Origin of the sequence: Anaeromassilibacillus sp. An172, from assembly GCF_002160515.1 — a bacterium.
Lineage (GTDB): Bacteria > Bacillota > Clostridia > Oscillospirales > Acutalibacteraceae > Limousia > Limousia pullorum.
Genome location: NZ_NFKS01000045.1, coordinates 1 through 3,359 on the forward strand (window position 1 = coordinate 1; position 3,359 = coordinate 3,359).

Consider the following 3,359-nt stretch of genomic DNA (forward strand, 5'->3'; position numbering starts at 1 on the left):
ATAGGCTAAACCCCAATTCCTCCTTCTTTTTTATCAAAGTGTTGGTTGCTTGATAAACGCAAAAACCCTGAATTTCAGATAGAAATTCAGGGTTTTTGGACAAGCTGAGGGCTGTGCATTTGCACAGCCCTTAATTTTTTAATATGAAGTTTTAAGCGGTAACGGTGTTGTAGATATTTACAAATCCGCTTATTGTTACCACAAGTATCAGTATTGGGGTGATATACTTTATTGTGAATACCCATACCTTTGCAAGCTTGAATTTCTTTGCGCCTAAGGCCATTTCGTTGGCAAGGATTTTCGGTTCCCATCTCCAGCCTACAAACCAGCACATCAAAAGTCCGCTGAGAGGGAGAAGAATGTTATCGGTGAACACGCTCATAAGGTCGAAGAAGTTGTATCCTGCAACTGTAAAGCCTGAAAGTGCGCCTGTTGCCAGACAGCTTGGAACGCCCAAAAGGAATATTGCAAAGCCAACGCCTAAAACAGCTTTCTTTCTGCCTATATTCCATTTCTGAGTTACGTAGGAAACCGGAACCTCAAGTAAAGCGATGGCGCTTGTTACAGCGGCAAAGAATACAAGAATAAAGAAAGCGATTGCAAAGATAAATCCGCCGCCTATTTCGCTGAAGATTTTCGGCAATGTTCCGAAGATAAGTCCAGGGCCTTGCTGAACGTCAAGTCCAAAGGAGAACACAGCAGGGAATATGGCTATACCTGCCAAAACCGCAATGGCTGTATCCATAACAGCAACCTGTGCACAGCTTTTTGGGATGTTTTCGTCCTTTTTCAAATAGCTTCCGTAGGTTATGGTGATACCCATACATAAGCTCAGAGAGTAGAAAACCTGTCCCAAAGCTTCGCTGATGGATGTGAATGTGAAAGAAGAATTGTCGGAGGGAACAAACATAAACTTCAAACCCTCCACAGCATTTGGCAGTGTTACGGTTCTTACAATAATAATAATCATAAGGATGAACAAAGCCGGCATCATAAACTTGCTGGCTTTTTCAATGCCCTTAACACCCATAAGGCAGATAATAACCGCAGAAGCCATAAACAGGAAATGCCAGAAAACAGTTTCGTTGCTTGCGGAGAACGCCGCAAAATCTGCCGGAGCGTTGGCTGTTGTCACATAGCTGAAAAGATATTTTAAAATCCAGCCGCCTATAACGCTGTAGTAGCTTAATATTACAAAAGCTGCGAATACTCCTAAGAAGCCTACTATACCGGCTTTCTTGTTGATTTTCTTGTAGCTTTCAACGGGGTTTTTTCCGGAATATCTTCCCAGGCTCATTTCCAGCATCATAACCGGAAGTCCTAAGATTACAATGAACAAAAGATAAACGATAAGGAAAGAAAAACCGCCGTTTCGCCCCATTATATAGGGGAACTTCCATAAATTTCCCAGACCGATTGCGGCTCCCGCAGTGGCGAGAACAAAGCCCAGTCTGCTTGACCATTGATTGTTTTTCATAATATAAACCTTTCTGTAGTATTTTGTCTTGTCACAATTAAGCTTAAAGACGATATTTAAAAACATTATATCAAATTTTCACCTACTGTACAAGATGAAAAATAAAAATTGCTATAATTTTGAAACAATATGGCATATTTTGGCTGATTTTGTACAAAAACCAGTTATTGTACAAAATATAAAGATTAAGAGTACAATCATAAATTAAACTATTATAATAATTATAATTATTAAGAATTTGTTAATTTTATATCAAAGTTATTGACTAAGTTAAAATATAATGTTAAAATCTTATTGTAAATAGAGAACTGGAGGTGGTTATTTTGAAAAGAAATATTAAAAAAGTAACATCTATAGTATTAGCAATTTTTCTTTTGATTTTAAGCGGATGCGGAGGAGATGTGGACTATACTGAGGCTCCAACGGTCGAAGGGGAAACACAGGATGGTTTTGAAAACAACGAAGAGTTTCCCAAGCATATTGACAGGGTTATAAGCGATAAGGTAACAGTTGATGCCGATGTTATTGTGCCTGAGGGCGTGGATTTTTCAAATATGAACACCTACAATGCAGAGGCGTGCTTGTTTAAGGAAAGCGACCCTATGGAACTTTTTGAAATAAAGGACAACAGAGTGCTGGAGCTTTATTATGAGGCAAACGAAACCGATTATGATGATTGTCCCGAAGATTTTAAATTTGAGGTCAAAAGATATACTATATATAATGCAGACAACAGAGATGCGGGAAATATGTATAGAGGAAGTTTATCATGGGGCGGAGATGAATTCTTTTATCATGATTTTACAGCGTCGCAGTGCGAAACATATTGTCTTAATTATTTGGGAATAACCCAAGAATCGGCAGATGAGGTGGATTGCGGAAAGGACTTTGACTTTATGACAAGGGAAGAGGCAAAAGCCAAAGCGGAAAACATCATAAGCAGTGTGACAAATTTTGATTACAATATAACCCATGTGCTTTCGGTGGAAAAGGAAACACTGGATTTGTTAAATGAAAAATGGGACTACACATCCCCCTATGAAACAAAAGACAGCTATCTGATTTACTATACATATACGGTTGACGGAATTGACTTTCCATATATAAGTTCGGTTACCGATATTACATCGGAACTTCCGTTGAAATATATTATGACTGCCTATCTTTGGATTACGGAAGACGGTGTTATAAACTATACATTGCCGACGATTGAATTTGACATGAAGTTAAATTCAGTGGCGACCCAGGGAAATAAAATAATAGGTCCGGGAGAAGCATTGGAAAAGGTCAAAGAGAGCATAGATTCAAGATGCAGTTTGTTTGACGCAGAGGTATTTCAAATAAGCCTTAATTATGTTCCCTATAAAAAGGGAAGAACATTAAGGGAAAATAAAAATTATGAAATCCGCCCTGTTTGGAAAATATATGTAAGGACGGTTGGAAACGACGATATTGTAATCTCTGAAAAACCATTGCCTTTGGATGGAAATCTGACAGAAACTGAAATTATAGATTGGACAGTGGACGCTGTTACAGGGGAATTTACTTTTAATGTTGGTTTGGCTTAAATTATAAATTAAAGGAGGGATAAGAAATGAAGCGGTTTATGGGCGCATTTAGAATGGACTTAAAGAGAGCTTTTATAAATCCCGTGTTTATTGCCACGATTTTCCTTATGATGTGTTTGTTCTTTGTAAACGACTTTATAAACAATTTTGAGTTGTCATGGGCTTGGGAAAGAAAAAGTCTTTTAATGGCAGACGGACAGATACATTTATCTGTTTTTGATGTGTGGTATTCTGATGTGGTAGCAGGATATTCTATCTTTGCAACGACAATAGCTGCTTTGCCATATGCCCATAGCTTTTGCACAGACTTTGAA

Annotated in this window: 3 protein-coding genes; 2 read left to right on the plus strand and 1 reads right to left on the minus strand. The window is 38.1% G+C overall.

Translation table 11 applies throughout. The features are described 5' to 3' along the window. Positions 1–151: 151 nt before the first annotated feature. A complete protein-coding gene (locus B5F08_RS12915) occupies positions 152–1,477 on the minus strand; it encodes a sodium-dependent transporter (RefSeq protein WP_442856082.1) in 1,326 nt (441 codons plus the stop codon). A gap of 323 nt (positions 1,478–1,800) precedes the next feature. On the opposite strand from B5F08_RS12915, the gene B5F08_RS12920 reads away from it, so the two are divergent. Beyond that, entirely contained in the window at positions 1,801–3,045 is a 1,245-nt protein-coding gene (locus B5F08_RS12920; protein ID WP_087380337.1) for a hypothetical protein, read from the plus strand. Positions 3,046–3,071: 26 nt separating this feature from the next. After that, positions 3,072–3,359, plus strand: a 288-nt coding sequence (locus B5F08_RS12925) for a hypothetical protein (RefSeq protein ID WP_143256432.1), incomplete at its 3' end; no start/stop codon positions are given.

What these genes read in the sequence shown, in the direction of transcription:
- B5F08_RS12915 (WP_442856082.1), bottom strand. Translation starts at nt 1,477, where the DNA reads ATGAAAAACAATCAATGGTCAAGCAGACTGGGCTTTGTTCTCGCCACT.